The organism is Microbulbifer regidiadema (SeqCode) (assembly GCF_052467605.1).
In genome coordinates, this window is record NZ_CP174316.1 from 3,735,289 (window position 1) to 3,761,695 (window position 26,407).

At 53.8% G+C, this 26,407-nt stretch carries 24 protein-coding genes and 1 tRNA gene; 6 read left to right on the forward strand and 19 right to left on the reverse strand.

Features of this window, described 5'->3' with window-relative positions:
- Positions 1-110: 110 nt before the first annotated feature.
- From ACJJIF_RS16870 to rpsU, 7 genes are all read right to left on the reverse strand, one after another.
- The gene (locus ACJJIF_RS16870) at positions 111-362 is read right to left on the reverse strand and encodes a hypothetical protein (protein ID WP_444929487.1); all 252 of its coding nucleotides are present in this window, start codon (positions 360-362) and stop codon (positions 111-113) included.
- A gap of 298 nt (positions 363-660) precedes the next feature.
- Positions 661-737: transfer RNA gene (locus tag ACJJIF_RS16875), tRNA-Ile, on the reverse strand.
- A gap of 348 nt (positions 738-1,085) precedes the next feature.
- Entirely contained in the window at positions 1,086-1,505 is a 420-nt protein-coding gene (locus ACJJIF_RS16880; RefSeq protein ID WP_444929488.1) for a diacylglycerol kinase, read from the reverse strand.
- 92 nt (positions 1,506-1,597) lie between these two features.
- Complete coding sequence (rpoD, locus tag ACJJIF_RS16885) at positions 1,598-3,469, reverse strand: RNA polymerase sigma factor RpoD (protein WP_444929489.1); 1,872 nt, start codon at positions 3,467-3,469, stop codon at positions 1,598-1,600.
- Between the two features lie 196 nt (positions 3,470-3,665).
- Positions 3,666-5,624 (reverse strand): DNA primase, encoded by a 1,959-nt coding sequence (gene dnaG, locus ACJJIF_RS16890; protein WP_444929490.1) that lies wholly within the window; start codon positions 5,622-5,624, stop codon positions 3,666-3,668.
- 14 nt (positions 5,625-5,638) lie between these two features.
- Positions 5,639-6,085 carry a GatB/YqeY domain-containing protein gene (locus ACJJIF_RS16895; RefSeq protein ID WP_444929491.1) on the reverse strand — a complete coding sequence of 149 codons (447 nt, stop codon included), beginning with the start codon at positions 6,083-6,085 and terminating at the stop codon, positions 5,639-5,641.
- A gap of 197 nt (positions 6,086-6,282) precedes the next feature.
- A complete protein-coding gene (gene rpsU, locus ACJJIF_RS16900; RefSeq protein ID WP_020411530.1) occupies positions 6,283-6,498 on the reverse strand; it encodes a 30S ribosomal protein S21 in 216 nt (71 codons plus the stop codon).
- Between the two features lie 173 nt (positions 6,499-6,671).
- On the opposite strand from rpsU, the gene tsaD reads away from it, so the two are divergent.
- The 3 genes from tsaD to folK are packed head-to-tail and all read left to right on the forward strand — an operon-like array spanning position 6,672 to position 8,634.
- Positions 6,672-7,706 carry a tRNA (adenosine(37)-N6)-threonylcarbamoyltransferase complex transferase subunit TsaD gene (gene tsaD, locus ACJJIF_RS16905; RefSeq protein WP_444929492.1) on the forward strand — a complete coding sequence of 345 codons (1,035 nt, stop codon included), beginning with the start codon at positions 6,672-6,674 and terminating at the stop codon, positions 7,704-7,706.
- Between the two features lie 44 nt (positions 7,707-7,750).
- Positions 7,751-8,140 carry a dihydroneopterin aldolase gene (folB, locus tag ACJJIF_RS16910; RefSeq protein WP_444929493.1) on the forward strand — a complete coding sequence of 130 codons (390 nt, stop codon included), beginning with the start codon at positions 7,751-7,753 and terminating at the stop codon, positions 8,138-8,140.
- Positions 8,141-8,142: 2 nt separating this feature from the next.
- Positions 8,143-8,634, forward strand: a complete 492-nt coding sequence (folK, locus tag ACJJIF_RS16915; RefSeq protein WP_444929494.1) for a 2-amino-4-hydroxy-6-hydroxymethyldihydropteridine diphosphokinase — start codon at positions 8,143-8,145, stop codon at positions 8,632-8,634.
- A gap of 71 nt (positions 8,635-8,705) precedes the next feature.
- On the opposite strand, the gene ACJJIF_RS16920 is transcribed toward folK, so the two are convergent.
- Positions 8,706-9,818: an NADH:flavin oxidoreductase gene (locus tag ACJJIF_RS16920; RefSeq protein WP_444929495.1), complete on the reverse strand. Its 1,113-nt coding sequence runs from the start codon at positions 9,816-9,818 to the stop codon at positions 8,706-8,708.
- 312 nt (positions 9,819-10,130) lie between these two features.
- Here ACJJIF_RS16920 and ACJJIF_RS16925 point away from each other — a divergent pair, with 312 nt between their 5' ends.
- A complete protein-coding gene (locus ACJJIF_RS16925) occupies positions 10,131-10,592 on the forward strand; it encodes a winged helix-turn-helix transcriptional regulator (protein ID WP_444929496.1) in 462 nt (153 codons plus the stop codon).
- 20 nt (positions 10,593-10,612) lie between these two features.
- On the opposite strand, the gene ACJJIF_RS16930 is transcribed toward ACJJIF_RS16925, so the two are convergent.
- The 5 genes from ACJJIF_RS16930 to ACJJIF_RS16950 form a co-directional block, all read right to left on the reverse strand.
- The gene (locus ACJJIF_RS16930; protein WP_444929497.1) at positions 10,613-11,671 is read right to left on the reverse strand and encodes a type 1 glutamine amidotransferase domain-containing protein; all 1,059 of its coding nucleotides are present in this window, start codon (positions 11,669-11,671) and stop codon (positions 10,613-10,615) included.
- Positions 11,672-11,873: 202 nt separating this feature from the next.
- Entirely contained in the window at positions 11,874-13,121 is a 1,248-nt protein-coding gene (locus tag ACJJIF_RS16935; RefSeq protein ID WP_444929498.1) for a sensor histidine kinase, read from the reverse strand.
- Positions 13,105-13,800 (reverse strand): response regulator transcription factor, encoded by a 696-nt coding sequence (locus ACJJIF_RS16940; RefSeq protein ID WP_444929499.1) that lies wholly within the window; start codon positions 13,798-13,800, stop codon positions 13,105-13,107. The genes ACJJIF_RS16935 and ACJJIF_RS16940 overlap by 17 nt, the downstream gene beginning before the upstream one ends.
- Positions 13,801-13,908: 108 nt before the next feature.
- Positions 13,909-14,637, reverse strand: coding sequence for a pteridine reductase (locus ACJJIF_RS16945; protein WP_444929500.1), 729 nt, complete (start codon positions 14,635-14,637; stop codon positions 13,909-13,911).
- Positions 14,630-15,850: a multifunctional CCA addition/repair protein gene (locus tag ACJJIF_RS16950; RefSeq protein WP_444929501.1), complete on the reverse strand. Its 1,221-nt coding sequence runs from the start codon at positions 15,848-15,850 to the stop codon at positions 14,630-14,632. The genes ACJJIF_RS16945 and ACJJIF_RS16950 overlap by 8 nt, the downstream gene beginning before the upstream one ends.
- A 531-nt stretch (positions 15,851-16,381) precedes the next feature.
- Here ACJJIF_RS16950 and ACJJIF_RS16955 point away from each other — a divergent pair.
- On the forward strand, positions 16,382-16,954 hold the full coding sequence (locus ACJJIF_RS16955; protein ID WP_444929502.1) for a helix-turn-helix domain-containing protein: 573 nt from the start codon (positions 16,382-16,384) through the stop codon (positions 16,952-16,954).
- A 73-nt stretch (positions 16,955-17,027) separates the two neighbouring features.
- Here ACJJIF_RS16955 and ACJJIF_RS16960 read toward each other — a convergent pair whose 3' ends face one another.
- The 3 genes from ACJJIF_RS16960 to ACJJIF_RS16970 form a co-directional block, all read right to left on the reverse strand.
- The gene (locus ACJJIF_RS16960) at positions 17,028-18,617 is read right to left on the reverse strand and encodes a SpoVR family protein (protein ID WP_444929503.1); all 1,590 of its coding nucleotides are present in this window, start codon (positions 18,615-18,617) and stop codon (positions 17,028-17,030) included.
- The gene (locus ACJJIF_RS16965) at positions 18,617-19,894 is read right to left on the reverse strand and encodes a YeaH/YhbH family protein (RefSeq protein ID WP_444929504.1); all 1,278 of its coding nucleotides are present in this window, start codon (positions 19,892-19,894) and stop codon (positions 18,617-18,619) included. The genes ACJJIF_RS16960 and ACJJIF_RS16965 overlap by 1 nt, the downstream gene beginning before the upstream one ends.
- Before the next feature lie 338 nt (positions 19,895-20,232).
- Entirely contained in the window at positions 20,233-22,155 is a 1,923-nt protein-coding gene (locus tag ACJJIF_RS16970) for a PrkA family serine protein kinase (protein ID WP_444929505.1), read from the reverse strand.
- 351 nt (positions 22,156-22,506) lie between these two features.
- Between ACJJIF_RS16970 and galE the strand changes: the two genes are divergently transcribed.
- Positions 22,507-23,535, forward strand: coding sequence for a UDP-glucose 4-epimerase GalE (galE, locus tag ACJJIF_RS16975; RefSeq protein WP_444929506.1), 1,029 nt, complete (start codon positions 22,507-22,509; stop codon positions 23,533-23,535).
- 115 nt (positions 23,536-23,650) lie between these two features.
- Here the strand turns inward: galE and ACJJIF_RS16980 are convergent, their stop codons facing one another.
- From ACJJIF_RS16980 to pdxA, 3 genes are all read right to left on the reverse strand, one after another.
- Positions 23,651-24,463, reverse strand: a complete 813-nt coding sequence (locus tag ACJJIF_RS16980) for a symmetrical bis(5'-nucleosyl)-tetraphosphatase (protein WP_444929507.1) — start codon at positions 24,461-24,463, stop codon at positions 23,651-23,653.
- A gap of 27 nt (positions 24,464-24,490) precedes the next feature.
- The gene (gene rsmA / locus ACJJIF_RS16985; protein ID WP_444929508.1) at positions 24,491-25,291 is read right to left on the reverse strand and encodes a 16S rRNA (adenine(1518)-N(6)/adenine(1519)-N(6))-dimethyltransferase RsmA; all 801 of its coding nucleotides are present in this window, start codon (positions 25,289-25,291) and stop codon (positions 24,491-24,493) included.
- Between the two features lie 126 nt (positions 25,292-25,417).
- Complete coding sequence (gene pdxA / locus ACJJIF_RS16990; RefSeq protein WP_444929509.1) at positions 25,418-26,404, reverse strand: 4-hydroxythreonine-4-phosphate dehydrogenase PdxA; 987 nt, start codon at positions 26,402-26,404, stop codon at positions 25,418-25,420.
- Positions 26,405-26,407 lie beyond the last annotated feature (3 nt).

Below are 26,407 nucleotides of genomic sequence, written 5' to 3' on the forward strand. Positions count from 1 at the left end.
GCTTGATTAGATGATTGAATATAGAGGTGAATTGCAATAGATATCGCACTTTATAGTGCTAATGACTATTTTATTCCTAGGGTGTTTGAGATGCGATTAGTTACCGTCCGTTACTGCTGGGGATCAATAAATTTTGTGGGTTTAATAATTGCTTGAAGTGGAGGGAGGTTTTCTCCTTTGTTTATTTCTGCTTCATATGCGCCCTTTAATGTTTCTAAGGCTTCATTGTAGAAAAATAGCAGCTCCGAAATATTCTCTGGATCTCTTAGGGTTTCAGTGTCAAGTAGTGCTTCATAATGATTTACCGTCTTGTAGACTGCTTGTAGGGCGGCAAGTAAAGTTTCATTGTCGATAATTGGCATTGTTAAGTTCACTTCTCGGTTGTTCAGTACCAGTCATTAATTGGCTGGATAATCGTCTAAAATTTTGTGCTGATACTGGATAGTTTGCGCAGGCATAGAGTGGTGAATTGCAGAAAATTCTTCATTGTGGCCACCCTTAAATAATAAGGATACCTGTTGAAAACCTTGTTCCTTATCTCGTGGGGTATTAAATTTTCAGTGCCAAAGGGGGCTAGGCGATAGGTTGGCAGTTGTTTAAATCGGGGAATACAGCAGAGGGATCTTGGGAGGATCGATTAACATTGAGTTAATCGTAAAATGGTGGGCCCTCCGGGACTCGAACCCAGGACCTGCCGATTATGAGTCGGATGCTCTAACCAACTGAGCTAAGGGCCCACACAGTGCTTGCGAGGATCGCTGCAAGCGGTTGGGAAAAGTACAAGATTTTTCCTTGCAAATCAATGCCTTTGTTAGCGCTAAGGGCGGATATGGCCAATTTTGATAAATCTTCGGCTCACTTTATCAGGGCCCCGGCTTCATCACAGGCCTTTTTGCAGCTGCTTTCTATCGAGAGCAGCCGCAAAAGACTTTAATTGGTTCGATAGTGTTAAGTTGTTATCTTGATTGGTACAACTGCATTGTTTTCAAGAGATGGCAGCCAAAACGTCACACTAAAGTATTTAAAGAGCTTCTGCATAACTCCGTAAGACCTCTGCGTGCCTTCCAAAATTATTCAGCGGCCCGTTAAAACGGTAGCTTGGGGATAAGTATGCAGCACCAAACCAGGAATGCGGCGAAGAGGGCGACGGCGACGGCGGCGGAGCCTGTGTCTTTGGCGATCTTGGCCAGGGGGTGTTTCTCCGGGCCTATGCGGTCCACGGTGGCCTCAATGGCGCTGTTAATCAATTCGAGCGGCAGTACGAACAGCACGGCGGCAATGAGTAGGGCGCGTTCAGTGGGTGTCTCTCCGGCCCAGAGGGCCAGCGGTACCAGCAGGCATGCGGCAATCACTTCCTGGCGAAAGGCCGCCTCATTGCGCCAGGCGGCGGCGAGCCCCTGGCTGGAGTAGCTGGCTGCGGCCAGGAGACGGGCGAGGCCCTTTTTGCCGGGCTTGTTGCTGAGTTCTTCCGGCTTTTCCTGTTTATTCGCCACTTCTTCTTGCATGTCTACTTCCTTCTTCTATCGCAAGGCCTGTCCGGGGGGTATTTTTAGATCGCAAAAAAAAAGCCCGGTTGGACCGGGCTTTAGTTTAGCGCTTACTCGTCGAGGAAGCTGCGTAAGTGCTCCGACCTGGAGGGGTGTCGCAGTTTGCGCAGTGCTTTCGCTTCGATCTGACGGATACGCTCGCGGGTTACGTCAAACTGTTTGCCCACCTCTTCCAGCGTGTGGTCGGTATTCATATCGATACCGAAACGCATACGCAGTACCTTGGCTTCACGGGCGGTGAGGCCGGAGAGTACCGAGCGGGTTGCGTCGTGCAGGCCAGTTTGAGTGGCGGTATCCACCGGCGAGGACTGGTTTTGGTCCTCGATAAAGTCACCCAGGTGGGAGTCTTCATCGTCGCCGATGGGCGTCTCCATGGAAATCGGCTCTTTGGCGATCTTGAGGACTTTGCGCACCTTGTCTTCCGGCATTTCCATGCGCTCGCCCAGCTCTTCCGGCGTGGGTTCGCGGCCCATTTCCTGCAGCATCTGGCGGCTGATACGGTTGAGCTTGTTGATGGTCTCAATCATATGCACCGGGATACGGATGGTGCGGGCCTGGTCGGCAATAGAGCGGGTAATGGCCTGGCGGATCCACCAGGTGGCATAGGTGGAGAACTTGTAACCGCGCCGGTATTCGAACTTGTCCACCGCCTTCATCAGGCCGATATTGCCCTCCTGGATCAGATCCAGGAACTGTAGGCCGCGGTTGGTGTACTTCTTGGCGATAGAGATAACCAGACGCAGGTTGGCCTCGACCATCTCTTTCTTGGCGCGGCGGGAGCGGGCCTCGCCAATGGACATACGGCGGTTGATCTCTTTGATCTGGCCGACTTCTAACTTGGCGCGTTCTTGGAACTGAGCCAGCTTGCGCTGAGCGCGCACAACTTCGTCTACGACGTGGCGCAGGGCATCGGAGTAATCGCGCTTTTTCTTGATGATCGCGGGGATCCAATCATCATTGGTCTCGTTGCCGGGGAATTCCTTGATAAAGGTCTTGCGCGGCATGCGGGCGCGTTTGATACACATGGCCATAACCACGCGCTCTTGCTCGCGCACGCTGTCGAGTACGTAGCGAACTTCGCCGTACAGCGGGTCGAACTGGCGCGGGGCCAGTTTGAAGAAGCGGAATACATCGCCGACGGCTTCGAGGGCCTGACCGGCTTCTTTGGAGTCGCGGCCGTGGGCGGCGATGGCTTCGTCGGCCGCTTTCTGCGCGGCGATCAGCGCGTTCATACGCTCGGCGAGTTCTTCGGGATCGATACCGCCGGTAGCTTCCTCTTCCTCGTCCTCACTGCTGTTATCGTCATCGCTGTCGTCGTCTTCAGTGTCTTCCTCAGACTCTGTTGACTCCGGGGCGGCAGCTGCGGCGGCTTGGCCGGCTTGGGCGCCCGGGGGGACATCGTCGGCGGGGTCTAACCAGCCGGAGATAATATCGGGGATGCGGCGCTCTTCTTTTTCGATCAGGGCGTATTCGTCGATGATCTGCTGCACTGCGCCCGGCCAGTAGGCCAGAGCGGCCATCAGCTCGCGCAGGCCCTCTTCGATACGCTTGGCAATGGCGATCTCGCCCTCGCGCGTGAGCAGCTCTACGGTGCCCATTTCGCGCATATACATGCGTACTGGATCGGTGGTTCGGCCTACGTCGGATTCTACGGCTGCCAGGGCAGCGGCAGCTTCAGCTGCGGCGATCTCATCGGCGGAGCTGTCGCCTTCAGCCATCAACAACTCTTCGGCATCCGGTGCGGTTTCAAACACCTTGATGCCCATGTCGTTGATCATGCCAATAATGTCTTCCACCTGATCGGGATCGGAAATATCTTCCGGTAGGTGGTCATTTACCTCGGCATAGGTCAGATAGCCCTGTTCTTTACCGCGGGCGATCAGTTCCTTAATGCGGGACTGTTGCTGGGTTTTGTCGGTCATGCACAACCCTGAATTCTGGGAATGAAAATACGGGACAAAGACGCGGGATTATAGCGTATTTGCACTAGCAATAACCACTCTAGCTGTCAAGTAACGGCGTAGGTGCGATGTTTAGGGTGCTGGGGTTCCCGATCCCGCCCGGCGGGGGTGAGTGAATATAGTGCTGAGCCCGCAGTTTTCAAGGGGCTGGCGCTTATTAATTCTGCTTTTTTCGCCAATTGGCTAATAGAGCCAGTTGTTCTTCTGGGCTCAGTTGGGCGCTGTTTCTGAGTTGATCGAGTAGATTGCGGTTGCGCTGCTTGTCCGCCGCTTGCTGCAGACGCCGCAGACAGTCGTTGAACTCGGTGTGCGGATCGTATTCCAGGTTGTTGTCATCCTGGGCGAGTTGTCGTGCCACCGAGACCAGCGGAGAAATGGCGAGCTTGGCCAGGGTGTCGCAAGACTCGGCGCTGTGGTGCGCGCGCCAGTGGCCGATCAATTGATAGAAATTTAACTGGGGGCGGCTTTTAAACAGCTCTACCAACTGGATAAATAGCGCCAGGTCGGCATTGCCCTCAATGGGGAGCTGCTGCGGATTTTCGATTTGCGCGGCTAGCTCCGGGTGGTGTAGCAGCAGGGCGATCAGCATGCGCTCCGGCGGCAGGCGATATTGGCTCTGGCGGCGGGGGCTGTCGTAACTCGGTGCGGCACTTTCGCTGTAGTTGTTGTCGCGCTGCCAGGGTTCCGGCGGTGTGCGGTGCTCCAACTCCTCGCGGGGGGCGGGGGTTGGATTTACCTCCCCCGCCGCTACTGTGGCTTGGGGTTGCTGCGGTGCGCGGGCTTTCTCGGTGCGGATAACCTCTTGCAGGGTCTCCTTATCGAGCCCGGTGCGCGAGGCCAGCTGCTGGAACATCAGCTGGCGGTAGACGCCATCGGGCAGCAGGTCGAGCAGGGGGGCGGCGAGTTTGGACAGGCGCGCGCGGCCGTCCATGGTCTGCAGGTTGATATCTTCGCTGAGCAGGTCGAAGAGAAAATCTTCCAGCGGTAGGGATTGCTCTTTAATTAATTGCTGGAAGCGCTCGCCGCCCAGCTGGCGCACCAGGGTGTCCGGGTCCTCGCCTTCCGGCAGCAGCAGGAAGCGCAGACTGCGCCCGTCCTGCATCTGCGGCAGGGCGGATTCCAGTGCGCGGCGGGCGGCGGCGCGGCCGGCGCGGTCGCCGTCAAAGCAAAACAGCAGCTCTGAGGTGTGGCGGAAGGCGAGCTGGATATGGTCTTCGCCACAGGCGGTGCCGAGGGTGGCGACGGCGCAGCGAATATCGAACTGGGCCAGGGCCACCACATCCATATAGCCCTCGACTACAATCAGGCGCTCCAAATTGCGGTTGGCCTGGCGCGCTTCCCACAGGCCGTAGAGTTCGCGGCTCTTGTGGAAAATCGGGGTTTCCGGGGAGTTGAGATACTTGGGTTTGTCGTCGCCCAGTACCCGCCCGCCGAAGGCGATGGCGCGCCCGCGCTGGTCGCGGATCGGGAAGATAATGCGGTTGCGGAAGCGGTCGTAGTGGTGGCGCGCGCTGGGCTTGGTATTGCCGTCGCTGTCCTGGCGGCGAATGGCCAGGCCCGCCAGCTCTAACTGGTCCGCTTTCTCGGGGCTATCGGCTAATGCATTGAGCAGGTTGTCCCAGCCCGGGGGCGCGAGGCCAATGCCAAAGTCCCGTGCGATCTCGCCGGAGAGGCCGCGATTGCGCAGGTAGGCCACCGCACTGCCTGCGGCGGGGTGGCTGCGCAGCTGTTCGCGGTAGTAGTCGGCGGCCTTTTCGGTGAACTGGTAGAGGGACTGGCTCTCCCGCTGGCGCTTCTCTTGTCCCGGGGCCAGTTGCTCCCGGGGTACTTCCAGTCCGCGAGTGGCGGCGAGTTTTTCCACCGCCTCGGGGAAGGGCAGGCGGTCGTACTCCATCAGGAAGCCGATGGCGTTGCCATTGGCGCCGCAGCCGAAGCAGTAGTAAAACTGCTTGTCGGCGCTCACGGTAAACGAGGGGGTTTTCTCGTCGTGGAAGGGGCAGCAGGCGGAGTAGTTTTTACCGGTTTTGCGCAGTTTGACCCGGCTGTCCACCAGCTCGACGATATCTGCCCTGGCGAGCAGATCGTCGATAAAGTGCTGGGGTATCTTGCCGGCCATAGGGTTCGCTCAGCTTAGCCCAGCTGGGCCTTTACCAGTTTGCTCACCGCGCCCATATCTGCGCGGCCCTGTACCTGGGGTTTGACCTGGGCGATGACTTTGCCCATATCCGCCATGTTGCTGGCGCCGGTGTCTTTGACCGCAGAGGCGACGATATCGCTAATCTCATCTTCGCTCAGCTGCTTTGGCAGGAATTCCTGGATTACGGCAATCTCTGCCTGCTCCACTGCGGCCAGTTCGGCGCGGCCAGCTTTCTCGTACTGGGTAATGGAGTCGCGGCGCTGCTTGGTCATTTTGTCCAGCAGGGCGAGGATGCGGGCGTCATCCAGATCGATGCGCTCGTCGACTTCAACGCGTTTGATCTCGGCATTGATCAGGCGCAGGGTGGCCAGGCGCTCTTTATCTCGCGCCTTCATTGCGTCTTTGGTCGCTTGAGTCAGGGTTTCCTTGAGAGTGCTCATAATGAGTGTTCCGGGTTTGTTGGCAATGAATATCCGATTCGGGTGCCTGGGCTGGCTTGTCTGCCGGGTGGAAAAACCCCTTAGCCCAAACGCAAAACGGCGCGCGAGTAGGGCTCGCACGCCGTTCTTTATAGCTCCGCTACGGGCTGAGCCCGTTCGGCCGCCTCGCTGCGACAGGCTTATGCAGCCTGCGGCTCTTAGTAGAGACGCTGGAACTTGCGGTTTTCGCGCTGAAGCTTTTTAGCGTGACGCTTAACAGCGGCAGCAGCTTTGCGCTTACGAACAGCGGTGGGCTTCTCGTAGAACTCGCGACGACGTACTTCAGACAGTACGCCTGCTTTTTCACAGGAGCGCTTGAAACGGCGCAGGGCGATATCGAAAGGTTCGTTGTCTTTGATTCGTACAGAGGGCATTAGGATACCTGTTAAAATTCGTTTCTCTCGGCCATTCCGGCAATGCTCTCGCAGTTGCATCCGGTGGCCGGTTCACAGCGAGGGCGCAAATTCTAAACACTCCTATACGGGATCGCAACCCCATTTTCCAGTATGATAACCGCCCCTCGAAGTAGTCACGAGAATGAAATCAAGTGCGCGTCCTTGGTATAGAAACTTCCTGCGATGAAACTGGCGTCGCTATTTACGATTCTGAGTCCGGTTTACTCGGCCATGCACTGTTCAGTCAGGTGGACCTACACGCCGATTATGGCGGTGTCGTCCCCGAACTGGCGAGCCGCGATCATGTGCGCAAGCTCCTGCCGCTGATCCGGCAGGTTATGAAGGCGGCGGATACCAGCCCCGCAGACCTCGACGGCATCGCCTATACCGCCGGTCCCGGTCTGGTGGGCGCGCTGATGGTCGGGGCCTGTGCGGCCCGCGCTCTGGCCTATGGCTGGGATATCCCGGCGGTAGCCGTGCACCATATGGAGGGCCACCTGCTGGCTCCGATGCTGGAGGATAACCCACCGGCCTTTCCCTTTGTGGCTCTGCTGGTTTCCGGCGGACACACCCAGCTGGTCGAGGTGCGCGGTCTCGGCGATTACGAGCTGATGGGGGAGTCCCTGGATGATGCCGCCGGCGAAGCCTTCGATAAGGCCGCCAAAATGCTCGACCTGGATTACCCCGGCGGTCCGCGTCTGGCGGCCCTGGCGGAGAGGGGAGATCCCAAGCGCTTTACCTTCCCGCGTCCTATGACCGATCGGCCGGGCTTGGATTTCAGTTTTTCAGGCCTCAAAACTTTCACCCTGACAACGGTGCGCAAGCACGCCCTCGAAGATGGCCTGCCGGACGAGCAGACCTGCGCGGATATTGCGGCGGCTTTCCAGGAGGCGGTAGTGGACACCCTGGTGATTAAGTGTCGTCGCGCCATTAAGGCTTCCGGCTATAAAACCCTGGTGATTGCCGGTGGAGTTTCCGCAAATAAATTATTGCGTGAGCGTTTGGAAACGAGCCTGCGCAAGGATAACGCCAGTGTTTACTATCCGCGCCATGAGTTCTGCACCGATAACGGCGCCATGATCGCCTATGCCGGTAGCTTGCGCTTGCAGGCGGGGGAGCGGACGGGCCTCGCGGTCGATGTGCGCCCGCGCTGGCCTATGACAGAGTTGCCCAAGACCGAACTTTAAAAATCCCAGGGACAGCCTGGCAGTAAAAAGAAAAGAGCCGATCAATGGATATTGTTTATATACGGGATTTAAAGGTGAATACCATTATTGGTATTTACGATTGGGAGCGGGAAGTACGCCAGACGGTCAGCCTCGATCTGGAGATGGCTTTCGATATCAGTGAGGCGGCGCGCACAGATAATATCGAGTACACACTTAACTATAAGGCGGTGGCCAAGCGTTTGATCGCCTTTATTGAAAGCAGTGAGTTCCTGCTGGTGGAGACCATGGCGGAGCAGGCTGCGGCAATTGTCAGGGAAGAGTTTTCTGTAAGCTGGCTGCGACTGCGTTTGTCCAAGCCCGGTGCGGTCAGGGGGTCCAGGGATGTGGGTGTCATAATTGAGCGCGGCGAGAGGCCGACAAAAGGTGCAGCAGCGATGTCTGCGGGAGTGTAAACGTGGCTCAGGTGTATCTCAGCCTCGGCAGTAATATCAATCGCGCGCAGTATATCCGCGCAGCGCTGGACGCTCTAACCGAGCAGTTTGGCGAATTGCAGGTGTCCCGGGTCTTCGAAAGTGAGGCGGTGGGTTTCGAGGGCGATAACTTTTACAACCTGGTGGTGGGGCTGCAAACTGACTTGCCGCTGGGGCAGTTGGCCCCGTGTCTGCGCGCTATTGAAGATGCCAATGGCCGCCTGCGCTCCGGGCCCAAGTTCAGCGCGCGTACCCTGGATATTGATATTCTTACCTACGATGACCTGACAGGGGTTATCGACGGGGTAACATTGCCTCGCGGTGAGATTGTAAAAAATGCCTTTGTTTTGCAGCCTCTGGCAGAGATAGCTCCGCAAGTGCTGCACCCGCTTGCGCAAAAGACTTACCGACAGCTGTGGGATGAGTACGACCAGGCTTCGCAGAAATTGTGGCCGGTAGAATTTATTTGGCCGTGATTCCGATAATTTTTTAAAAAAATATCAATAAAAAAGCAGCCCTAGGGGGCTGCTTTTTTTGTCTGTAATAATTAACTCAGACTCATCAACGCCTCTTTGGTAAACGGCGTGATTTCCTCCGCGCGATCTTCACGCACCTTGGCGAACCAGTGGGGGTCTTGTAATAGTGCGCGGCCAACGGCAATCAGGTCGAATTCCTGATTGTCCATGCGGCGGGTCAATTCACCCAGGTCGGTGGGGTTGGCGGTGCCGCCCATGCCCTGGTTATTGCCGCCGATAAAATCATCGTCGAGGCCGACACTGCCGACAGAAATTACCGGTTTTCCCGTCAGTTCCTTGGTCCAGCCCGCCAGGTTGAGATCGGAGCCCTCGAATTCTGGCACCCAGAAACGTCTTGTGGAGGCGTGGAAAATATCGACGCCGGCTTCAACCAGTGGTGTCAGGAAGCGTTTTAGCTCTTCCGGATTTTGCGCCAGTTTGGCGTCGTAATCCTGCTGCTTCCACTGGGAGTAGCGCAGTACTATGGCGAAATCTTCGCCCACGGCTTCACGCACGGCTTTGATAATTTCCACCGCAAAGCGGGTGCGGTTTTCGATGGAGCCGCCGTACTCGTCATCGCGCTGGTTGGTGCCTTCCCAGAAAAACTGGTCGATCAGGTAGCCGTGGGCGCCGTGAATTTCTACACCGTCGAAGCCAATTTCCTTGGCAGCTTTTGCCGCATCTGCGAAGGCTTGCACAACTTCCTGGATATCCTCTTTACTCATCGCCTGGCCGCTGGACTTGCCGGGTTTGAACAGGCCTGAGGGGGAGTAGCCGGGTGCGGATTTATCCGGGCCTATGCCCTCTTTGCGCACGGAGCCCACATGCCACAGCTGCGGAATTATCTGGCCGCCGGCAGCGTGGACTTCATCTACCACTTTTTTCCAGCCAGCCAGGGCGTCATCGCCGTAGATTGCCGGTACATTCTCGTAGCCGTTGGCGCCTTTGTGATTAACGAAAGTGCCCTCGGTAATAATCAGGCCCACTTCGCCCTCGGCGCGGCGGCGGTAGTAGCCGGCCACTTGGTCATTGGGGGCGTAGCCCGGTGACATGGTGCGGGTCATCGGGGCCATGGTGACCCGGTTGCGCAATTTTAGGGATTTGTGCTCGAAAGGACGCAGCAGGCTGTCCAGGGAACCGCTCATGTTTCTCTCCTGAATACTTGATTCAAAACTGGGACCCATCGGTCCCACTTGCTCGCAATTAAAATGGTTGCGTTATAAGACCTTATTTTGGCGATGAGTTCAATATCTGGTTTCGTATAGCAACCCTTTTGTCGGTATAATGGCCAGGGAGCCTCTGAATAACTCCGCAATGCCCTTTTTGGGGCTTACAGAGCGATTCACACTCCGCGTTGCGACTTCTTGAAAGGTCTAGACATTCCTGCGAAGCCGCGCCTTGATTGTGAACCGCTCTGCATGCCAGAGGTATCACGGAGTTATTTAGAGGCTCCCTATATGTCACGTAAACGCTTTGATGATCTCGATTGTTCCCTGGCCTGTGCCCTGAATGAAGTGGGGGACTGGTGGTCCCTGCTGATAATTAAGCAGGCGATGCTGGGTAACCGCCGTTTTGTGGATTTCCAGCGCAACCTGGGAATCGCCAAGAACATCCTGGTGGATCGCCTGTCCCGCCTGGTGGAAAACGAGGTGCTGATGCGCTTTGATGCGGGGGAACACGGTACCCGCTACGAGTACCGCTTGACGGAAAAAGGCCGCGATTTGTTTACGGCGGTGATCGCCCTGCGCCAGTGGAGCCTGCGCTGGAATGGCGACAAAGACGGCGTGCATCTGATTGATAAAAACAGCGGCGAGCCTATCCCTGAAATGGCCGTGCAGAATGCCCAGGGGCAAAAACTCAGCATTCGCGATGTATTATTTGTGGATGAAAACGGCCAGCCGCTGGATCAGGCTGGCTAGTTGGCTTTTTGAGGGCTCTATCAATCCTGGCTCTTGGACAGCAGTCTGATTATGTCCAGGGCCTTGCCCGGCTCCCAGCGCATCGCAGAGACAACACCGTGCATAGCCAGTAGGCGCTGATCTAATTCCCCTTTCTTTTGCAGTTTTTGCAATTCTTGTGCGGCTTCGGCAAAGCCCCGCTGCTCATAAGCGAGTAGCAATTCGACGGTTTGTTCCGCCGGGGTGACCTGGCGTGGAACTGGGGTATAGCCCATCGCCCTTACCATACTCTCAGCCGCCAGCCAGGTGGACCAGGGGTTTTGCCCGGTAATAAGCTGGCCATCCACGCTGACTTGTTCCAGGTAAATGGGCCCAGCCTGAAAAAACGCGCCCTGCTCGCGTAAGCGATCCTCCAGCAGGAAGGGAAATCGTTGCTCGGCGTCGGGAATAAGAAAAAGCTCCTCTTCGTTAGTAAAAGCACTGATCTGCCGATCGGCGATTAAGGGCTCGCCATTATCCAGAGTGACATTGGCAAGTGCCGCTGGCCCGTGGCATACCGCGCCGATAACTTTGCCGCTGCTATAGATTTCCCGCACCAGGGACTGAATATGGGGGTTGTCGGGGAAATCGAACATGGTGCCTTTACCGCCGACAAAAAATACAGCCTGATAATCCTCTGCGGATACCTGATCGATAGGAATACTGCGATTGACCTTTTGCTGCGCTTCCGGGTCGTTGAGAAAGGCGTAGTCGAAAGGCCCCAGATCATCTTTATCGATCACCGCAGGCGGTTTGCCGCCCTTGGGACTGGCAATATCGACAATAAATCCGTTGGCCGAAAAGATGTAATAGGGGCGTGCCAGTTCCGTTAATTCATAGCCAGTCGCCTTGCCACTATCTCCCATGGTTGCAGTGCTGGTGACAACAGCTAAGATTTTCCCTCGGCTTTCCCTGGGTAATTGTTGTAAATACGCCAGGTCACTGACCATCGTAGTGGAAAAGTCCTGCTCTTGGGCTGGAATCAGGCCCTTAACCCAAATAATAAAAGCAAAAAAGACGGACAAAGTCAGTGCCAGGGAAATAAAAATTTTCTTCAACATATTAATCTCCAAAATTGCGCTAGCAGGCGGAAAATCTTCTAGTGAGTTCGCAGGAGAATAACGGGTGGAAGGTGAAATTCAGGTGAGATTGTAATCGCTATTTAGGACGAAAGAGTAAATTGCGCTCGGGATCGTATAAGGTATGGATGCCGATTCACTGTGCATCTCGAGCGCATACGGTAAAAATTTGAATCTTAGAACACTACTGTGTAAAAGACAGTGCACACTGATAAATATTTTTTCGATATTGGACAGAGATGGTCCAATTTAAGGCTTCACAGATTCTCCTGGCCAGGAAAAGGCCTTGACCGATACCGTCACTGCCTTCCCTTTTTTGGCCGGGTAAGAGGGAGGTTTCTAGATCTAATTGGTTGTCTGTGGCGTTCTCAAACAAGAGTGTGTTCTCTTTATAGACAATAACCAATTCAGTGCTGGAAGCGTGCTGTAATGCATTGCTGATTAAGTTGTCGAATAGTAGGCTTGCCAGGTGTCGGTTGGCCAGGACTCTGACTTTTTGTCCTAACTTTAAATCAACATTAAACTGCTTTTGTACAATTAGCTGGTGTTGAACTAAAAGACGCTCCTCTAGTAAAGCGCGCAATGGGATATCTTCCGGCTGTAGAGACTCTGAGCGGGCGAGAGCTAATAGTGTCTGAACGGTTTTTTCCATACCGCTAACAGTTTCTAATAGCTCATTTCTCTCAGGCTTAGTCATTTCCCGATTTTGACTGAGAGCCAGTGTGCTTTTCAGAATGGTTAGCCCGGTGCGCAATTCATGGCTCGTATCCCGGGTAAATTCGGTTTCTCTGCGCAATGTTAGCTTGAGCTGGTTAAGGGTATCTTGCAAGGTACTGGCGAGATACCCGATTTCATCTTGTTCATTGCTATAGGGCAGGGAAATTTGAGAATCGCAGTTTCTCTGCTGCTTAACCGCTTTAGCCAGGGTTACTACAGGTGCGATGGTTTTACGGGAAATACGATAAGCACAGTAGAGGGCTAAGAGTAGGGTTGAGATACAGGCGCCGGCAAAGAGCCACAGAAGCTGTGAGGATTGCCGCGTAACAGTGAGCAATTCACTGACTTCAGCTACGAGAACGGCGGATTTGTTGTCTGCAAAATGTACCCTGCGTAGATGGAAGTGATGTTCCGTATCACTAAACCATTCAGCCTTTTCTGCGTGGCTTGGCAGGGCAGTGCGCAGTTCGGTCGGGATTACCTTACTTTCAGTGTATAGCGTTAAATAGGGTAGGCGTGGCTCTGGGGTTGTATTAGTCAGTTTTGCCTGCTGTTCGAGGTGGCGGACTTCCCCGGCCAGTAAGTTATCGAGTAAATGGTCTTCAACTACATAGGCCACCATCATACAAATGGCAAAAAACACCAAACATAGCAGTAGGGTAAAACTGCCAAAGATAGCGAAGACCTTCCTCTGTAAATTACTGGTTGCGCGCATCGGGAATTTCCAACTGATAACCGAGATTGGTGATGGTTTTCAACATGGGAGTCTGGAAAGGCTTATCTAATGCTTGGCGCAGAGTATAAATATGGGATTTTAAAGCGTCTGTTTCCGGTGGTTCGTCACCCCAAATATGGTGGATGATTGCCGAGCGGCTTACTGGTGCAGGCGACGCCTGGGCGAGCATAGTGAGAATGCGGAAACCGATAGTTGTCAGGGGCAGAGGCTGTTTAGCCCGGTAGGCGGTTTGCTGGCGCTGGTTTATGTGTAAATCACCGACCTTAATTTCTTCACTGGTATGCAGCTGGTGTCTGCGGGCCAGGGCGCGGCATCTCAGTATCAGTTCCCTTGGTTCGAAGGGCTTACATAAGTAGTCATCGGCACCGATACCAAATCCGAGCTCTTTATCTGCGAGAGCATCGCGGGCCGTTAACATCAGAATGGGCATATTAACGGGCGCTTGTGCCTTGATTTTTTCGCAGACCTCCAAGCCATCCATATCCGGCAGACCCAGGTCGAGAATAATCAGGTCGAAGATTTGTTCCAGGGCCAGCTGTAAACCCTGGCGGCCCCGGTGGGCATAATCTATCTGCCAGCCCTCAGCGTGCAGGAATTCGGCAAGCTGGCGGGCGATAGTGGGGTTATCTTCAATCAGCAATATCTTCAGTGAGGGCACCGGCAAACCTCTTGTGGCAGAGTAAGTTGCCAAATATTCTGACAGAGTGCCGGTGAAATTGAAGTGAAGCCCCGTTGTTGGACTGTTTTAGATATTGGTTGGACCGCTCTAGATATTGAGGTTGCGGCCACCGTCAACAGCAATAACCTGGCCGTTGATATAGGGGGCATCACAGACCAGGAAGCGCACGGTTTTGGCGATATCGCTGGGGTCACCGGTGCGGGCCAAAGGAATGCGCTGGGTGATTTGTACTTTCTTGCTTTCGTTGGTGGCTTCTTGCTCTGGCCACAGAATGGCACCGGGCGCAACCGCATTGACCCGAATCTGTGGCGCTAACTCCAGAGCGAGGCTCTTTGTCAGCATGACCAGCCCGGCCTTGGCGGCACAGTAAATAGTGTGCTCGGGCATCGGGCGTTCGGCGTGAATATCTGCCATATTAACCACACAGCCCTGTTGTTGGCTGAGGCTTTCTTTCAGGGCCTGGGTGAGAAAGAAGGGGGCTTTGAGATTGCTGCCTACCAGCCGGTCCCAATCCTCTTCGCTCGCCTCTCCCACAGGGGTGGGGTGGAATGCCGAGGCGTTGTTGACCAGTACATCAATAGCGCCCCAGACCTCCTGCGCGCGCCGGGCCAGATTTGAGCAGGCTTCGGCGCTATTTAATTCACTGTGCACTGCTATGGCAGAATTGGGACGAAGTTGGTTCAGCTCGTTTGCCAGGGCCTTGGCAGCATCTGCCGAGTGGCGATAGTGAATAATAACCCGGTGATCTTTGTGCAGCTCTTCGGCAATGGCGCGGCCCAGGCGCGCGGCGGCGCCGGTAATCAATACATTACGCACTGTAGGCACCCTTTACTTTGGCGATTGCCCTGATGCGCTCCCGGTCCAGTGCCTGCCCCAGCTTCGCCCCCTGGTAGCCCTGTTTAATCAATTCCTCGGCAGTTACTGCCGCTGCCGCCTCGCGGGCGGCGCGCAAAAAGTCCACCTGTGGATAATCTCTATCTTCTAGCCCCTCGCGACCCCGGGCGTCCGCCTCACAGGCGCGCAGGAAGTTCTCAAATCGCTCGGGCCGCCGCAGGGCATCCAGGCTGCGGATCATTTTCATAATGGTCTGTGGGCGCAACTCGAACGCCCTGTGGCAATGCAGGTGATACTCACAGACCCCGACAGCCAGGGCGGTCAGGTCTTTCGGGGTGCGCCAGCGCTCACAGACGGCCTTTACCAGGGGGACTCCGGCGGACTCGTGGCCGTGGTGGCTGGGGAGAATTTCCTCGGGAGTCAGTCCCTTGCCCAGGTCGTGTAGCAGTACCGCAAAACGCAGGGGGAGTTCTGCCGGGGCTGTGCGCAGGGCCAGTAGCACGTGTTCGCCGGTGTCCACTTCAGGGTGGTGCTTGGGCGGTTGGGGGACGCCAAAGAGCTGCTCCAGCTCCGGCAAAAGTACAGATAGGGCGCCACACTGCCGCAGCACCCGGATAAAAATATCGGGATCTGGCTCGGTTATAGCCCGGCTGACCTCTTTCCAGACCCTCTCGGCCACCAGGTATTGCAGCTCACCGGCGTCCACCATTTGGCGCATCAGCGCCATGGTTTCAGGGGCAACGGTAAAGCCCAGGTGGTGGTAGCGGGCGGCAAAGCGAGCCACCCGCAGTACCCTTAGCGGGTCCTCGGCAAAGGCGGGGGAAACGTGGCGCAAAAGCCGCGACGCCAGATCTTTCTGCCCACCATAAGGGTCGATCAGCTTGCCATCCGTGTCTTCTGCGATGGCATTAATGGTGAGATCCCGCCGCAGAAGATCCTCTTCCAGGGTGATATTGGCATCGGCATTAACGGTAAAACCGCCGTAGCCGTGACCGCTCTTTCTTTCGGTGCGGGCGAGAGCGTACTCCTCGCCCGTTTCCGGGTGGAGAAATACTGGAAAATCTTTGCCTACGGGGCTGTATCCTAGGTCCAGCATTCTAGCTGCACTGGCCCCAACCACTACCCAGTCGCGCTCGGTGACGGGTCGATTTAAAAGCTTGTCGCGCACTGCGCCGCCAACTAGGTAGATCTTCAAGAAATTTGCTCCAGGGCTGGAGAGACCGGCAATCCGGTAGATAATTGTGCAGCCATAAGTCCATTTGTTCCGGCGCTGTCCCAGGCTTGATTGCTGGGCAGAGAAGCGGGGTAGGGAAATAAGAAGTCCCGGCAAGATAAAAAAAAGGCCCCGAAAAAACAAGGGGGCCCAGGGTCTTAGGGTATTCGCTTAGCAAACATTTCTCTGCTAACTGTGGGGGCTCTGACTTAACAGCCACACCACTGGGAAGGATCGCGTGACAAGTCCCGAGTCACGAATCTAGTGTCATTCTAAGAAACCTGTCATACCTGTCAACTATATCTATTAGTATTTTTTGAGGGGGTTGTTCGGCTGTTCGTTAATAAATTACATGGACCGAATTTCGGGCTGGGTTTGCAGCCTTAAACAGCATAATTTAAAGGGGCGGTTCGGCTGGACAGGATAATTTCGCGTGTAACTCTGAGGGGCAGAGGATACTTTCGGGGAGTTGGACTGTTCTTCTTTTAATCGCAGTTGTTGGGGAGAATAAAGATGAGCGAATTACATGTGCTAACCACCGGGGAAGCAGCCAGGTACTGCGGTGTTAACTTCCGAACGGTGATTCGCTGGATTGAGCGTGGGCAACTCAAGGCATACAAACTTCCAGGACGCGGTGATCACCGTATCTGTGTGGAGGACTTTGTAGGCTTCCTGCGGGACAACTCAATGCCGGTTCCAAACGACCTGGCAGTTCCCAGTCGCAAAGTACTTCTTTTGACGACAGATTCTGAGTTGACTTCAAGCGGGCGCCAGGCGCTTCAGCAAATTGGCTGTGATGTTGAAGTGGCCGGTGATAGTTTCTCCGCCGGTATCCTGATGGCGAGCGCCAAGCCGGCACTGCTGGTAGTGGATACCGGGTTGTTGGGCGAGAGTGGTTTTCAAGTGTTGGACTACCTCAGATCCCGCAGTGAGTACTCAAATCTGAGTATTCTGGTTGTGCCCTCTGATGACGATAGCGAGAGGGCTCGCTGGCTGGATGCCGGAGCGGATGCCCTGCTGACACGCCGCTCTGAACACAGTGAGCTTTCTGCAAAGGCCAAGCTTTTGCTGGAAGCCGATGCCTAAGTAGCGCCTTTTGCTACTCGGTATGACTTCCCTTCTGTGCGGGACTGGTAGTGCTACAGTCCTGCGCTGAAACCTAAATAGGTTTCGGTATCAACATAGACTCCTCCTCGCCTTCCGAGCGATCCCGGCCCTGCTCAGGGCAGTGACAGCTGGCGGTAACTTGACTTCCGTCCAGGCTGTGCAGGTGGACATCGAAGCCCCACAGACGGTGGAGATGCTTGAGTACTTCCTGGGTGTCCTTACCCAGGGGGCGGCGGCGATGCTGCGTGTGGTGCAAAGTCAGTGAACGATCACCGCGGGTATCCACTGAATATACTTGGATGTTGGGTTCCCGATTGCCCAGGTTGTATTGGCCCGCCAGGTTTTCCCGCAACTGGCGATAACCATTTTCATCGTGAATGGCGCTGACAATAATATCGTTTTCTTTGTCGTTGTCGCTAATACAAAACAGTTTCATATCTCGCATAACCTTGGGAGATAGGAACTGCAAAATAAAACTTTCATCCTTGAAATCGCGCATGGCGAACTGGAGGGTTTCGCGCCAATTACTGCCGGCGATATCTGGGAACCAGCGGTGATCCTCTTCAGTGGGGCTTTCACAGATGCGCCGCAGATCGCTAAAAATACTGAAACCCAGGGTATAGGGATTAATGCCGCTGTAGTGGGGGCTGTCAAAAGCGGGCTGATAGATCACATTGGTATGACTTTGCAGAAACTCCATCATAAAGCCTTCGGTAACACGGCCGCGCTTATACAGCTCGGTTAACAGCGTGTAGTGCCAGAAGGTTGCCCAGCCCTCATTCATCACCTGGGTTTGTCGCTGTGGATAAAAATACTGGGCCAATTTGCGCACGATGCGTACCAGTTCGCGCTGCCAGTTTTCCAGTAGCGGGGCATTTTTCTCGATAAAATACAGAATGTTTTCTTGCGGTTCTTCCGGAAAGCGTTTTTCTTTAGTTTCTTCAACGCCGTTGCCGAGTTTGGGAATGGTTCTCCACAAATCATTGAGCTGTCTCTGGCGGTACTCCTCCCGCTCCTGTTGCTGGCGCTCCTCTTCAATGGCGGAAATAGGGTAGGGGCGCTTATAGCGGTCCACACCGTAGTTCATTAAGGCGTGGCAAGAATCGAGAATGGCTTCGACTTCATCGAGCCCGTAGCGCTCTTCACAGCGGGAAATATAGTTTTTGGCGAAGATCAGGTAGTCGATAATACTGCTGGCATCTGTCCAGGAGCGGAACAGATAATTGCCTTTAAAGAAGGAGTTGTGCCCATAGGAGGCGTGGGCGATCACTAAAGCCTGCATCGTCATGGTGTTTTCTTCCATGAGATAGGCAATACAGGGGTTTGAATTGATGACTATTTCATAGGCCAAGCCCATTAAGCCACGCTGATAATTATTTTCGACACTGATAAATTGCTTGCCAAAAGACCAGTGGTGGTAGCCCACCGGCATACCGACAGAGGAGTAGGCGTCCATCATCTGCTCAGAGCAGATAACTTCAATCTGGTTGGGATAGGTGTCCAGGCCAAACTCTTCTGCCAGTGCGCCGATGGCGCGGTCGTATTCCTGAATGAGTTCAAAAGTCCATTCCGAGCTGGTGGATATGGGCTGGGGCGAGTCAGATTCGGGCGCTTCAGCGCCACTGGCAAATTTGTCGAGCATCAGGCGGTCACCTTCTGGCGAAACAGTTGCCGGAATACCGGATAGATATCCTGTACATCGACAATCTGCTCCATGGCAAAGTGGTTGGGGAATAAAGTGCGTACACTTTCATACTCCTCCCATAGCGCCTGGTGATCCCTGGGAGTAATTTCCACATAAGAGTAGTACTGCACATGGGGCATAATGTCGTCGATTAGGATTCGATGGCAGGTACTTGAGTCATCGTTCCAGTTATCGCCATCTGAGGCCTGGGCGCCGTAGATATTCCATTCGCTGGCGGGATAGCGGTCGCGCATAATACGCCGCATTAATTTCAGTGCACTGGAAACAATGGTGCCGCCTGTCTCGCGGGAATAGAAAAATTCCTCTTCGTCAACTTCTTTCGCGCTCGTGTGATGGCGAATAAATACCACTTCGGTATATTCGTAACTGCGCTGTAGGAATAGATATAGAAGCAGGAAGAAGCGCTTGGCCATATCCTTGGTGGCTTGATTCATTGAGCCGGATACGTCCATCAGGCAGAACATCACTGCCCTTGAGCGGGGTTTGGGCTGGCGAATCAGCAGGTTATATTTCAGGTCAAAATCGTCGAGAAAGGGAACCCGATTGATACGGCTGCGAAGTTCGGCAATCTGGCTCTTCAGGGCCTCAATCTTCCGTTGATCCCGCAGTGCGCTATCTTTGTGTTCTTCCTGGCAGAGGTCTTCCTCTAAATTGCGCAGGTTTCTTCGTTTACTACTGGTCAGCGCAATACGTCTGGCATGAGCCGCCCTGAGAGAGCGAATAACGTTGAGACGGCCCGGTGTTCCCTCATTGCTAATGCCGGCGCGTACTATCTGAAAGGATTCGTTACCGGCCAGGCGCTGCTTGATCATATTGGGCAGTTGTAGCCCTTCAAACATAAAGTCGAGGAACTCCTCCTGGGAGATTTGAAAGACGAAATCGTCCACGCCCTCGCCGCTATCTCCGGCGCCTCCACCACTTCCTTTGCCACCTCTCTGTCCCTGGCGCGGAATTCGATCGCCAGCGGTAAATTTTTTGTTCCCGGGAAGTACCCGTTCAATGTGTCCACCATTGCCGTGGGAAAAAAGCGGCTCACTGATATCCCGGGTGGGAATACTGATACGCTCACCCTTGTCCATATCCATAATGGAGCGGCTGTTCATCGCATCGCCGACAGCTTTCTTAATATGAGCTTTGTAGCGCCTCAAGAAACGCTGCCGGTTAACAGTACTTTTTTTCTTTCCATTCAAACGGCGGTCGATGATATAGCTCATATTTCTGCCTTTGTTCGGAATAAAGCTTACTGGCATCCATCGCCATCAATCTATTCAGAAAATTCCTCACAGGGGCTGCCAAGCTAAGGCATCGGCATATCCCCCTGGGGAGCTGCTAAAACTCTCGAACGGTGTGCCTTGAAGGTTGCAGCTGTAATATTGCCGCTCTTGCAAACTAGTATGGTCATTCGCGCTGAGCCGTGCCAACCTTTGCCGCCTTCAAAGTCCGTAGAGATACTGCATAATTATTTAGAAGCTCCCTATGAATTAATAATCTAAGCTGTATTCGCGTTTGGCTCCCTTGTATTTATACACATTTTTTTGGTGAGAGCGCCTTACTACTGGGATTTCCTCACGCGCAGATACCACTCGGATAACAGTCGCACTTGTTTTTCTGTATAGCCGCGTTCAACCATGCGTTCAACGAAGTCAGCATGCTTGCGTTTATCATCTGCCGAGGCCTTGGTGTTGAAGGATATGACCGGCAGTAGATCCTCTGTATTGGAGAACATTTTCTTCTCAATAACGGCGCGCAGTTTTTCATAGGAGCGCCAATCGGGGTTTTTCCCCTGATTGTTGGCTCTGGCGCGGAGGACAAAGTTGACTATTTCATTGCGGAAATCTTTCGGGTTAGAAATTCCTGCGGGCTTCTCGGTCTTTTCCAGTTCTTCATTCAGGGCGCTGCGATCGAGTATTTCCCCGGTTTCTGGATCGCGGTACTCCTGGTCCTGTATCCAAAAGTCGGCGTAGGTTACATAGCGATCAAAGAGATTTTGGCCGTACTCTGCGTAAGATTCGAGATAGGCGGTCTGAATTTCCTTACCAATAAACTCCACATACCTTGGTGCCAGGTATTCCTTGATAAATCCCAGATAGGTTTCCTGGATTTCCGGTGGGAACTGCTCCTGTTCTATTTGCTGCTCCAGCACGTAGAGCAGGTGAACCGGGTTGGCGGCGACCTCGGTGGCATCAAAGTTGAAGACTTTGGAGAGTATCTTAAAGGAGAAACGGGTCGATAGGCCGGTCATCCCCTCATCGACACCGGCATTATCTCTGTACTCTTGGATGGTTTTTGCCTTGGGGTCTGTATCTTTGAGGTTTTCCCCATCATAAATACGCATCTTTGAGTAAAGACTCGAATTTTCCGGATTTTTAATTCTCGATAGCACAGAGAATTGTGCCAGCATTCGCAGGGTGTCCGGTGCGCAGGGCGCTTTCGATAGAGAGCTGTTTTCCAACAGCTTTTGGTAAATTCGAATTTCCTCCTGAACCCGCACACAGTAGGGCACCTTGACGATATAAATTCTATCCAGAAATGCTTCATTGTTGCGGTTATTGCGGAAAGACTGCCATTCGGACTCGTTGGAGTGCGCAAGAATTGTACCGTTGAACGGAATAGATCCCAGCCCTTCGGTGCTGTTGTAATTGCCTTCCTGTGTTGCGGTCAGCAGGGGGTGAAGCACTTTGATCGGGGCCTTAAACATCTCGACAAACTCCATCAGCCCCTGATTGGCGCGGCATAAGCTGCCAGAAAAACTATAGGCGTCTGGATCATTCTGTGGAAAGTCTTCGAGCTTGCGAATATCGATTTTACCGACCAGGGAGGAGATATCCTGGTTGTTCTCATCACCGGGTTCGGTTTTCGAGATGGCAACTTGGTCGAGAATCGATGGGCGGATTTTTACGACACGAAATTGACTAATATCCCCTTTGAATTCGTGTAATCGTTTAACCGACCAGGGAGACATAATGGTATTAACATAGCGGCGGGCAATGCCGTAGTCCTCCTCAAGGATGCGGCCGTCTTCGCTGGGAGAGAACAGGCTCAAGGGAGACTCAAATACCGGTGAGCCCTTAATGGCGTAGATTGGCACCTGCTCCATAAGCGCTTTAAGGCGTTCGGCAAGGGAGGATTTCCCGCCACCAACGGGTCCCAACAGGTACAGGATTTGTTTCTTCTCCTCCAGCCCCTGGGCGGCGTGGCGGAAGAAGGAGACAATTTGCTCTATGGCCTCCTCCATGCCATAGAATTCACCGAAGGCCTTGTAGCGCTTAATGACTTTGTTGCAGAAAATACGTGATAGGCGTGGGTCTCGCGAGGTATCTATCAGCTCGGCCTCGCCGATAGCCATCAGCATCCTCTCGGCCGGTGACGCGTAGGCGCTGCGGTCTGTCTTACAGAGTTCCAGATATTCCTGGATGCTGAGTTCCTCATCCTGGATGGATTCGTACCTCTCCAGGTAGTGATTAAAAATTGTCATGGTGTCTACCTCCCTGTAGCCTACTGGATTTAGCTCAGCTTCCTGCTTCTGTTAGGATTTTTTGCGCTCGTGACAGCTGTTTCTGGGCGACTTGTCCCATTGGGACGCGTAGTGCATGAGCGGTAAAGTCCAGGTCTTGTTTGGGATACGCTTGGCGTGAAGCTCTATCGTTATTGCCGTTGTGAACTTTGTTCTTTGCTGAAGCAAGCGATGAATGAACTCCAGCTTTTCCAGCATAGCTTTCTGTTCCACTCAGGCAGCGGAATGTCACTTATATAGGTTGAATTAAGCGGCTGTTTTACGTTTTACTACGGGCCATATTGGCTATTAGAGAAATATTGAGGAGTGCAAATGGCAATTTTAGTGACAGGTGGTGCTGGCTATATTGGCAGTCATACTTGTATAGAGTTGCTCGCTGCCGGCTTTGAAACCGTCGTTGTGGATAATTTATCGAATAGTAGCGAGGAAGCCCTGCGGCGGGTGGAGCTAATCAGTGGGAAAAGTATACCTTTCTACCAGCTGGATATTGGTGATAAAGAGGCCTTGCACAAAGTATTTTCCAAGCATGAGATTGACGCGGTAATCCACTTTGCAGGATTGAAGGCGGTCGGTGAATCTGTTGCACAGCCTCTGCGCTATTACCAGAATAATGTGGCCGGAACTTTGACTCTGTGTGAGGTGATGGAGGAATTTGGGGTTCGTCGCCTGATCTTCAGTTCATCGGCCACGGTTTATGGCGATCCTGAGAGCGTGCCAATCAAAGAGGATTTCCCCACGGGTGCAACCAACCCCTATGGGTCGAGTAAATTAATTGTGGAAAACATGCTGCGGGACCTTTGCGCAGCGCCAAATAGCCAGTGGAAAGTGAGCTTGTTGCGTTATTTCAACCCTATTGGTGCCCATGAAAGTGGCACTATTGGCGAGGACCCCAGTGGTATACCGAACAACTTATTGCCCTATGTCTCGCAAGTGGCGGTAGGTAGATTGAAGCAGTTACAAGTTTTTGGTGGAGACTACGATACCGTGGATGGCACTGGTGTGCGAGATTATATTCACGTAGTGGATCTGGCTCGGGGACACTTGGCGGCACTGAATTTAATTCGTAAAGAAAATACTGAAGAGGGCTGTTATACCCACAACCTGGGCACTGGACAGGGGAGCTCTGTATTGGAAGTTGTGCGGGCTTTTGAGCGTGCCAGTGAAAGAGAGATTCCCTATCACATAGCGCCGAGAAGGCCCGGCGATATTGCGGAGTGTTACGCGGATCCAGAGCTGGCTGAGAAGGAATTGGGCTGGAAGGCTGAGTACGATTTGGTACGTATGGTGGAAGATATCTGGCGCTGGCAGTATAAGAACCCTAAAGGCTATAGTGCTGAGTAGTTAAGTACTGATTGTTGCCAGGCTTGTTGGCTGGCAACAATCATCTGATGATTATTAATCAGGGGTTATAAACTTTGTACTTTGCTATTTAACGCTATGGGTATTTTAGCAGTTTTTACAAACTGCAATCTGTACAAAAGAACTCTTCATCGCTTAAGCGCATAGCCGTCAGATAGCCGCCCCAGACACAGCCAGTATCTAGCGCATAGATATTTTCGGTGTCTGCACGCCCCTCCAGAGCAGCCCAGTGTCCAAAAATAATTTTGTCGTTTTTAGTTTTTCGCTTGGGAAAGCTAAACCAGGGTTGGTATTCACCGTGAGAGGCCTGGATTCCCTGTTTGTGGATTAGGTCCAGGGTGCCATCTTCCTTACAAAAGCGCATTCGGGTGAAATAATTGGTAATGGAGCGCAGGCGCTCGATACCGATCAAATGGTCATTCCAACAGTGCGGTTCATTGCCGTACATGCCATAAAAGTAGGCCTTGGCCATGGCGGCATCGGCTAGGGCTTTATGTACCTCGGAGGCGAGTTTCTGGGCTTTTGTAACACTCCAAATGGGGGGAATACCCGCATGCACCATCGTGTAGCCCTTCTTGTGCACAAGAAGAGGAAGGCTTTGCAGCCACTCCAGTAATCTATCCGCGTCCTTGGCCCTCAAGACTTTGGCCAGGTCATGCTCTTTTTCGGATAGGGGCTTAGCGCCGTGGGCGAGCGCCAGCAAGTGGAGGTCGTGGTTGCCCAGTACCGCAGTCACCTGCTGGCGGTGTTCGTAGAGAAAACGCAGAGTGCTCAGGCTGTCCTCGCCCCGGTGGACCAAATCTCCAGCAAGCCAGAGCTTATCGCGGTCAGCACAAAAATCGATTTTCTTGAGAAGGCTTTGAAATGCAGCAAAGCACCCCTGAATATCTCCGATGGCGTAAGTTGCCAAGGTTTCCCCCAAAAATATGAAAAATATTTATTGTTGTTGCAAGTCTGCACAGTAGTCGGCCAACTTAACAAAGTCCTCGACGCTTAAGGTTTCGGGGCGACGGCCGGCATCTACCGGTAACAGCTCGGGATCGAGCTCTGGGAATAGGGGCTTCAGGGCGTTGCGCAGGGTTTTACGGCGCTGCTGGAAGGCAATATTAACGATTCTTTCCAGTAGGCCCTCGTCTTTGGCGGTAAACGGCAGAGTGCTGTGAGGTACCAATCTGACAATAGCGGAGTCCACTTTAGGAGCCGGTCGGAAAGATTGTGGCGGTACTAGGAATAAACCCTGCACACGGCAGTAGTATTGGACCATTACACTCAAGCGACCATAGGACTTGGTGGAAGGGGTGGCGCTGAGGCGATCTACTACCTCTTTTTGCAGCATAAAATGCATATCCTGGACCTGCCCGCGAAAGCTGAGCAGATGGAACAGCAGGGGGGTGGATATGTTGTAGGGCAGGTTGCCGACGATACGCAGCTGTTTGTCGCCGGCAAAAGTGCCAAAGTCAAATTTCAATGCGTCCTTCTCAATAATGCTGAATTCCGGGTATTCCCTGAATTTAAATTCCAGCATGGGGATCAAGTCGCGATCCAATTCGACGGCGGTCAGCGACGGGCAGCGTTTCAGCAGCAATTCGGTGATCGCACCCTGGCCCGGTCCAATTTCGATCAGCGTGTCTGACTCTTTGGGGCCAACTGCGCGAACGATGCGCTCGATAATATTTTCATCGACGAGAAAGTTTTGTCCAAAGCGCTTGCGGGCTTTGTGTTGAAAGAAGTTATCCATTGATATATCTGTAACCTGGATGATTAGTTTTGCTGTTGGGCCCCGGGGTACTAGCGCACGCCTCAGTTAAAGCGCCCGTTAGGGCGCTTGCTCTACGGTCTTCTTCGGGCAGGTTTCCGGCCCTGGCTAGTTACTGCGCAACTTGGCGAGCGCGACAGCCTGTGCGAGTGCGGCCTTGAGACTGCCGCAATCCGCCGAGCCTGTCCCCGCAATATTGAGGGCGGTGCCGTGATCGACCGAGGTGCGGATAAACGGGAGCCCCAAGGTAATATTGACGGCGTGGCCAAATCCCTTGAATTTTAACACTGGAAGCCCCTGATCGTGATACATGGCTAAAACAGCGTCGCATGTGGATAAATGCGGTGGTGTAAACAGGGTGTCTGCCGGCAGGGGGCCCTCCAATAAAATGCCCCGGGTGCGCAAGTGCTCTAAGGCGGGCTCGATAATCTCAATTTCCTCCCGGCCCAGGTGTCCCCCCTCTCCGGCATGGGGGTTGAGGCCGCACACACTAATACGGGGGGAGGGAATAGCAAACTGCCTCTGCAAACTGCTGTGGAGGATGGTAATAATCTGCTCCAGCAGCGCGTGGCTGATCGCATCGCTAACCTCTTTGAGGGGGAGGTGAGTTGTCACTAGGGCAACGCGCAGGTCCCCCGCCGCCAACATCATAACGACGCGCTCAACCCCGGCTTTTTCGGCAAAGAATTCTGTATGGCCGCTAAATGGAATGCCCGCCTCGTTGATAATGCCTTTGTGCACTGGCCCTGTTACCAGTGCGTCGAATTGGCCGCACAAACACCCGTCGGCCGCTTGTGAGAGGGTTTCCAGGACATAGTGGGCATTAGCTGCATTCAGCTGGCCGGGCTGAGCGGACTCGGTCAGGGCGACAGGTGAGAGGAAGAGGCTACCGGGGGGGGTACTTGTTTTCTCGGAGCCCGGGGGTAGGGGGAGGAGCTCGAGGGGCAGTTTTAAACGCTCAGCGGTAGCGGTCAGTAATTGGGGGTCAGCAACCGCAACGACTTGTGCTGAGGAGCCCTCTTGGGCAAGTTTTACCGCCAGTTCGGGCCCGATGCCGGCGGGCTCCCCGGGGGTGAAGGCAATTCTAGGGACCATGGA

What these genes read in the sequence shown, in the direction of transcription:
- ACJJIF_RS16870 (WP_444929487.1), bottom strand. Translation starts at nt 362, where the DNA reads ATGCCAATTATCGACAATGAAACTTTACTTGCCGCCCTACAAGCAGTC.
- ACJJIF_RS16880 (WP_444929488.1), bottom strand. Translation starts at nt 1,505, where the DNA reads ATGCAAGAAGAAGTGGCGAATAAACAGGAAAAGCCGGAAGAACTCAGC.
- rpoD (WP_444929489.1), bottom strand. Translation starts at nt 3,469, where the DNA reads ATGACCGACAAAACCCAGCAACAGTCCCGCATTAAGGAACTGATCGCC.
- dnaG (WP_444929490.1), bottom strand. Translation starts at nt 5,624, where the DNA reads ATGGCCGGCAAGATACCCCAGCACTTTATCGACGATCTGCTCGCCAGG.
- ACJJIF_RS16895 (WP_444929491.1), bottom strand. Translation starts at nt 6,085, where the DNA reads ATGAGCACTCTCAAGGAAACCCTGACTCAAGCGACCAAAGACGCAATG.
- rpsU (WP_020411530.1), bottom strand. Translation starts at nt 6,498, where the DNA reads ATGCCCTCTGTACGAATCAAAGACAACGAACCTTTCGATATCGCCCTG.
- folB (WP_444929493.1), top strand. Translation starts at nt 7,751, where the DNA reads ATGGATATTGTTTATATACGGGATTTAAAGGTGAATACCATTATTGGT.
- ACJJIF_RS16920 (WP_444929495.1), bottom strand. Translation starts at nt 9,818, where the DNA reads ATGAGCGGTTCCCTGGACAGCCTGCTGCGTCCTTTCGAGCACAAATCC.
- ACJJIF_RS16925 (WP_444929496.1), top strand. Translation starts at nt 10,131, where the DNA reads ATGTCACGTAAACGCTTTGATGATCTCGATTGTTCCCTGGCCTGTGCC.
- ACJJIF_RS16930 (WP_444929497.1), bottom strand. Translation starts at nt 11,671, where the DNA reads ATGTTGAAGAAAATTTTTATTTCCCTGGCACTGACTTTGTCCGTCTTT.
- ACJJIF_RS16935 (WP_444929498.1), bottom strand. Translation starts at nt 13,121, where the DNA reads ATGCGCGCAACCAGTAATTTACAGAGGAAGGTCTTCGCTATCTTTGGC.
- ACJJIF_RS16955 (WP_444929502.1), top strand. Translation starts at nt 16,382, where the DNA reads ATGAGCGAATTACATGTGCTAACCACCGGGGAAGCAGCCAGGTACTGC.
- ACJJIF_RS16960 (WP_444929503.1), bottom strand. Translation starts at nt 18,617, where the DNA reads ATGCTCGACAAATTTGCCAGTGGCGCTGAAGCGCCCGAATCTGACTCG.
- ACJJIF_RS16965 (WP_444929504.1), bottom strand. Translation starts at nt 19,894, where the DNA reads ATGAGCTATATCATCGACCGCCGTTTGAATGGAAAGAAAAAAAGTACT.
- ACJJIF_RS16970 (WP_444929505.1), bottom strand. Translation starts at nt 22,155, where the DNA reads ATGACAATTTTTAATCACTACCTGGAGAGGTACGAATCCATCCAGGAT.
- galE (WP_444929506.1), top strand. Translation starts at nt 22,507, where the DNA reads ATGGCAATTTTAGTGACAGGTGGTGCTGGCTATATTGGCAGTCATACT.
- rsmA (WP_444929508.1), bottom strand. Translation starts at nt 25,291, where the DNA reads ATGGATAACTTCTTTCAACACAAAGCCCGCAAGCGCTTTGGACAAAAC.
- pdxA (WP_444929509.1), bottom strand. Translation starts at nt 26,404, where the DNA reads ATGGTCCCTAGAATTGCCTTCACCCCCGGGGAGCCCGCCGGCATCGGG.